Below are 6,122 nucleotides of genomic sequence, written 5' to 3' on the forward strand. Positions count from 1 at the left end.
GCTTCGATACCACCGTCTCCAGTTGGAAAGGTTGGAATTTCCTCGCTTTTATCGTTATTTTCCTTAAAAAATTTCACAAATCAAATTAGTTTAAACAACTTCTATAACAAAATTACGTATTAAAAACGACATGGCCAAATCATAAATATTATGATAAGGCCATATGCATTATGTGTGTATTATCAATCCGGAAGGGTCAGAACACGGGGAACGTGGCCGGATTGAGGACGTATTTCTGCTCAAATTGTGACTGAGTCATGGTGAGCATGACGATACCCTGGATAAAGGTTACGATGCTCCAGAGTCCGCATGTGACAAGGCTGAGCAGGATGGTTATCAGTCCGGCGGAGATTTTGCCTACATAAAAATACTGCACGCCGAGTCCGCCGAAAAGTATGGCGAAGATTCCACACAGGATTTTGTCTTTACCGGTGGTGTTGACTTCGGCCGCATTGCGCGCCGCGTTTGTGTCGGAGAGCAGTTCCATCAGGTCGGGGAACGAGTAGAGAGGTTGCCAAGTCTGGTTTTCCTCGGTGCAGACCGGAGTGTTGGGAGTGACCGGGTAGGCGAATATCTGTTGCTTGCTCATCGGGCCGATGGTCTGCCCGTTGTAGGTTATGAAGTAGTTCATTGCAGGGAGTTTTTAGATGGTTTTTGTTTCGGGTTTTACCACCACGCCTGTGCCTTTGAGGCCGTTGATGCCGATGGTGAGCGGGGTGTCGAAGGTGACGATGCGCAGAAAATCACTCTCGTAAATGGCTGGAAGCGAGTCGAGATAGGCTACGTCGTAGAGGTCGGTGACAGGGTCGCCCTCCTTGCGTCTGGCATTGGCCGCTGAGTCGATGGTGAAGTAGGCCACGCCAAACGAGGTGAGATTCTGGAAGAAGTGTGTGCCCTGGCTCGGCTCTATGCGGTAGTTGGGGAGCGATGACTCGACGATGAGGCGTGCGGCCGAGATGGCCGGCCATTTCACGGGGATGCCGAGAGCGGAGTCGGACGAGCCCCAGCGGCCCGGGCCGATGAGCAGATAGCGTTCGTCCCGTTCGAGAAAACCGCGGTTGATTTTTTCCATTTCTCGTGCTATCAGCGAGTTGTTGGACGATGAGAACTTGTCGGGGCGTACATACACAACGGTGCTGACCCCCTCGATAGTGCCATGACCGAGTGCGGTCGACGATTTGAGCAGCAGGTGCTCGTCGGGAGTTGACATGACGGCCTCGTCGACATTCTCCTTTCGGTCGACAATGGGACGTATCTGAAGCCAGTAGAGACGGCCTTTGGTCTTGCCGCCAGGCTCGACCATGCCTGCAAACTCTATCTCGACGGGGCGTTGCATCTCCTGCTGGCCTTTCTTGAGCATAAAGTCGACGGCTTCGGCGAGAGGATAGACGTTGTGTCTGAGTATATTGTTGAACGTCACGACCTTGCGTCCCATGCCCCTGTCGTTGTCGCGTATGATATTGTCGCGGAAGTCGTAGGTCGACACCATGTAGGTGAGCGCGCCGCGCTCGGCCACGTCCTGCACGCGGAGTTTGGCGACGTTGTATCCGTCCTCGACCTTAATCTCATTGAGCGACTGAGACGGTTTGGTGAGCTTGCCTCCTCCGAGAGCTGTCTCGCGCTCGTCGCCCATCATGTCGAGGGCATACATGCGGGTCTGTGTGTCACGCAGGGCAAGTTCGAGCTCTGAGGTCTGGAGCACGTTTTCGGGATGAAGCGGAGAGAATCTCAGTCCGACACCACCGTCCACGATATATTTTCCGAGTCCGACGGCAATCTCAGCCACGCCGTCCTCAGGTTTTTCATCGCCGAGCGGATAATAGTTGAGCGAGCGGCCGACGCCCGAGAACGAGGGGAAGTAATAGCCCTCGAGGTCTTTGCCGACTACTTCCTGAAGGATTACGGCCATTTTTTCCTGGTCGATGACGTTGGATGTGGCGGTCATGTAGGCCTTGGAGTCGGAATAGAACACAGAGGCATACACGCCTTTGATGGCGTCGGTCAGCATAGCCAGCATCTTGTCGGGGTCGGAAAACTTGGGCACCATATAGGTGGAGTATATGCCGGCAAAAGGCTGATAATGTGAGTCCTCGAGCAGACTTGACGAGCGCACGGCTATGGGGGTGTCGACCACCTGCAGCAGCGCGCGCAGGTCCTCGCGAATGCGCATCGGGAGCTGGGCTCTCAGGAAGTGGGCGAGAATCTCTTCGTCGGGTATGTCGCTCAGAGCTATCGGATAGAGCTGGTTGGTCTCCATGAACTCGTCAAAGATGTCGGTGCACAGGACCACGGTGCGCGGGATGGATATTGTGATGCCGTCAAAACTGTCGCAGACTGGATTTTTCTTGATGATGGAGTCGATGAAGGCCAGACCGCGGCCTTTGCCTCCGAGCGACCCCTGGCCGATGCGGGCAAAGTTGGAGTACTGGTCGAAGCGGTCCTGGCGGAATATGGCCACGACGCCGCGGTTTTTCATCTTGCGATATTTGACGATGAGGTCAAAGAACAGTTGCCGCACCTTGGGGGCGTCGCTGATGTCGCTGAACCGGTGTTGCTTGATGACCTCGGCTATCGGGAAGAGGGCGCGCGAGTAGAGCCAGCGCGAGATGTCGTTGAACGACGCGTGCCAGTAAAGTGCCTCGGCCGGGATGTCGAAAATTGATTTCTGGAGCTCCTTGAGATTGTGTATGCGGCATATCTCCTCGCCGGTCTCGGGATTACGCACCACAAAGTCGCCGAAACCGAAGTTGTTGATGATGGCTTTGCCGAGGTCGACGGGAAATTTTTTGGAGTTTTTGTCAATGAATGTGCACCCCATCTCTATGACATCGTGGGCATTCTCAGGCTCGGAGCTCTCGATGATCAGGGGCAGATAGGGGTCGCGCGACCGCAGCTCGCGGGCCAGTTTTATGCCGGCTTTGGGGTCCTTGATGCCTTCGCGCATGAACGAAACGTCGCTGATGACGCCGAGGATGTGTTCGGAATACTTGTCGTAGATTTCGAGAGCTTCCTCGTAGTCGCGTGCGAGCATTACCTTGGGACGTCCGCGCATACGCAGCATGCGCTCGTGCTCGTTGAGTGCTTCGGTCGAGAAGAGGCGCGACTGCGTGAGAATGAATTTGTAGACTATCGGGAGCACCGAACTGTAGAATCTCACGGAGTCCTCGACGATGACGATGAGCTGCACGCCCACATTGTTAATGTCATTGTCGGCATTGAGCTTGTCCTCGAGCAGCTTGATGATGGCGAGCAGCAGGTCGACGTTGCCAAGCCATGAGAACACGTAGTCGATGCCGGTGAAATCCTCGTTGGACAGACGGCGAGACACCTCCTTGGAGAATGGTGTGAGCACGATGATAGGCTGCTCGGGATGAAGGTCCTTGATGCGCCGTGCACCCGAGAATGTCTCGGTAATGTCGTTGCCCGGCATCATTATCACGAGGTCGAAACTCTTGGAGGCCATGACCTCGATGGCTTCGGCCGAGTTGAGCACGCGAGTCACTCGCGGGGGTGAGGATAGGTTGAGGGAGATGTATTCAAAATAGAGCTGTTCCTCCACACGGCCGTCCTCCTCCATCATGAATGCGTCATAGGTGGAGGCGATGAGCAGTACGTTGAATATGCGTTTCTGCATCAGGTCCTGAAAGGCTGTGTCCTTGAGATATAGTTGGCTGAGAGCGTCTTCGTTCATGGCTGGGTCTTAGTGGGTTATGGGCCGTGGGGTTATGATATAAACGAGTCTTTGAAACCGAGGAAATAGAGCACACCGTCGAGACCAATCGTCGAGATTGACTGCTCGGCGTTGGCCTTGACTTTGGGCTTGGCGTGGAAGGCTATGCCGAGGCCGGCTGTCGACAGCATGGGCAGGTCGTTGGCACCGTCGCCTACGGCTATGGTCTGCGCTATGTTGACGTTCTCGACCTGGGCTATGAGTTTGAGCAGCTCGGCTTTGCGTCGTCCGTCGACAATATCGCCGAGATGACGGCCCGTGAGTTTGCCGTCGACAATTTCCAGTTCGTTGGCATACACATAGTCAAATCCGTATCGCTGCTTGAGATAGTTGCCGAAGTAGGTAAATCCGCCCGAGAGTATCGCAGTCTTGTAGCCGGCGCGCTTGAGCACCTGCATCATGCGGTCGACCCCTTCGGTGACGGGGAGGTTCTCGGCAATCTCGCGCATCACGCTCTCGTCGAGCCCTTTGAGCAGAGCCACGCGCTCGCGGAAACTTTCGCAGAAATCAATCTCTCCGCGCATGGCGCGTTCGGTGATGGCTTTTACCTGATCGCCTACACCGGCACGCATGGCCAGCTCGTCTATGACCTCAGTCTCGATGAGAGTCGAGTCCATATCGAAGCATATTAACCGTCGGCAGCGGCGATAGAGAGTGTCTTCCTGCATCGAGATGTCAAACTCGTCTTCCTGCGACAGTTGCATGAAACGCTCCTGCATGGCGTGGACATCGGCCGGAGTGCCTCGCACCGACAGCTCGACACACGATTTGGAGCGGGGCTGCTCCTCCTCGCCAAGCGGCATGCGGCCGGTGAGACGCTGTATGGCGTCGATGTTCATGCCCTGTTTGGCCAGCTCGGAAGTCACGTTGGCAATCTGCCGTGCGGTCAGGCGTCGGCCGAGCAGAGTGATAATCCAGCGGTTTTTGTCCTGACGGCCTACCCATTCCTCATATTCCTTAATAGATATAGGTGTAAAGCGGATGTTGACATTCAGTTCGGAGGCCTTGAAGAGCAGTTCCTTCATGATGTTGCCCGACACGGCCGAGTCAGTCTTGATGAGGATGCCGAGCGAAAGGGTGTGATGTATGTCGGCCTGGCCGATGTCGAGAATACCGGCATCGTAGCGGGCTAATATCTCGGATAGGGCCGAAGTGACACCGGGATGGTCCTGGCCCGATATGTTTATTAGGATAAGTTCGAGTTGTGATTTTTCCATGCTTGTGAAAATGTACCTTCAATAAAATGCAAAGATATTAAAATTTTTGAAAAATTTTGTACATTTGCCGTCAAAATCTCATGTTTAGCCTACGATGGAATACAATGAAATCCTTACAGCGATAGCGGCCGAGATAGCACCGTTGCGCGGCGTCGGCCGTCAGGCCGATTACATACCGGCTCTTGCCAAAGTCAATCCCGACCGCTTCGGCATATGTCTCACCACCACCGATGGCAGCGAGATAGGACTTGGTGATATTGACGAGCCATTTTCGATACAGAGTGTCACCAAGGTGTTTTCGCTCGGCATGGCGTTGTCCCATATGGGCGAGGAGCTATGGCGGCGTGTGGGCAAAGAGCCGTCGGGCTCGGCGTTCAATTCGCTCATAGATCTTGAGCTTGACCACGGAGTGCCGCGCAACCCGTTTATCAACGCAGGTGCCATCGTGGTGAGCGACATACTTATGTCTTGCCTGGCCTACCCCGAGGCTGATTATCTGGCGTTTGTCAGGTTGCTTGCCGATGATGACAGCGTTGACTACAACCGCGAGGTGGCATCGTCGGAGCGGGAGAAGGGTTATGTCAATGCAGCTATAGCCAATATGCTGAAATATTACGGCAATCTTGACAATGACATAGAGGCTGTGCTGAGATTTTATTTCCTCCAGTGTTCGGTCGAGATGAGCTGCCGGCAACTGTCACGGGCATTTCTTCCGTTTGCCGACCGACACAAGGAGTTTGTATATGGCGACGTGAAACTGAGCTATTCGCAAGTGAAGCGCATCAATGCCATCATGCAGACATGTGGTTTTTACAACGATGCGGGCGAGTATTCCTATCTTGTCGGTCTTCCCGGCAAAAGCGGTGTCGGAGGCGGCATCGGGGCAGTATCCCCGGGCCGTTATGCCGTGGCCACATGGAGTCCGCGCCTCAACAGCAAAGGCAATTCGGTCATGGGCATGAAAGTTCTCGAACTCCTCACCACCCACACCCACGAGTCGATATTTTAGGTTTCGATTTTAACACATATTTGTTAAAATCATATTAATCGTAACTATTCAGCGGACACGCTAAGGCGATAATGTGGAATAGACATCACCATTATAAGTAAATTCAACCTGCTGATTTTATAGTAATTAGCTGCAATTTTATTTGGTAAAGTCAAATAAGTTTTGT

The 6,122-nt window shown here is 53.8% G+C and carries 4 protein-coding genes; 1 reads left to right on the top strand and 3 read right to left on the bottom strand.

Translation table 11 applies throughout. The features are described 5' to 3' along the window. Window positions 1–196: 196 nt before the first annotated feature. Genes QGT73_RS16780 through serB form a run of 3 tightly spaced genes read right to left on the bottom strand, consistent with a single transcriptional unit; the run spans window position 197 to window position 4,947 of the window. Entirely contained in the window at window positions 197–631 is a 435-nt protein-coding gene (locus tag QGT73_RS16780; RefSeq protein ID WP_280123186.1) for a GYF domain-containing protein, read from the bottom strand. Between the two features lie 12 nt (window positions 632–643). Further along, entirely contained in the window at window positions 644–3,691 is a 3,048-nt protein-coding gene (locus QGT73_RS16785) for a PEP/pyruvate-binding domain-containing protein (protein WP_280123187.1), read from the bottom strand. Window positions 3,692–3,723: 32 nt separating this feature from the next. After that, window positions 3,724–4,947 (bottom strand): phosphoserine phosphatase SerB, encoded by a 1,224-nt coding sequence (serB, locus tag QGT73_RS16790; protein ID WP_280123188.1) that lies wholly within the window; start codon window positions 4,945–4,947, stop codon window positions 3,724–3,726. A 94-nt stretch (window positions 4,948–5,041) separates the two neighbouring features. On the opposite strand from serB, the gene QGT73_RS16795 reads away from it, so the two are divergent. Then, on the top strand, window positions 5,042–5,956 hold the full coding sequence (locus tag QGT73_RS16795) for a glutaminase (protein ID WP_280123189.1): 915 nt from the start codon (window positions 5,042–5,044) through the stop codon (window positions 5,954–5,956). Window positions 5,957–6,122: the final 166 nt, after the last annotated feature.

The organism is Duncaniella muricolitica (assembly GCF_910574735.1).
GTDB classification, from domain to species: Bacteria; Bacteroidota; Bacteroidia; order Bacteroidales; family Muribaculaceae; genus Duncaniella; species Duncaniella muricolitica.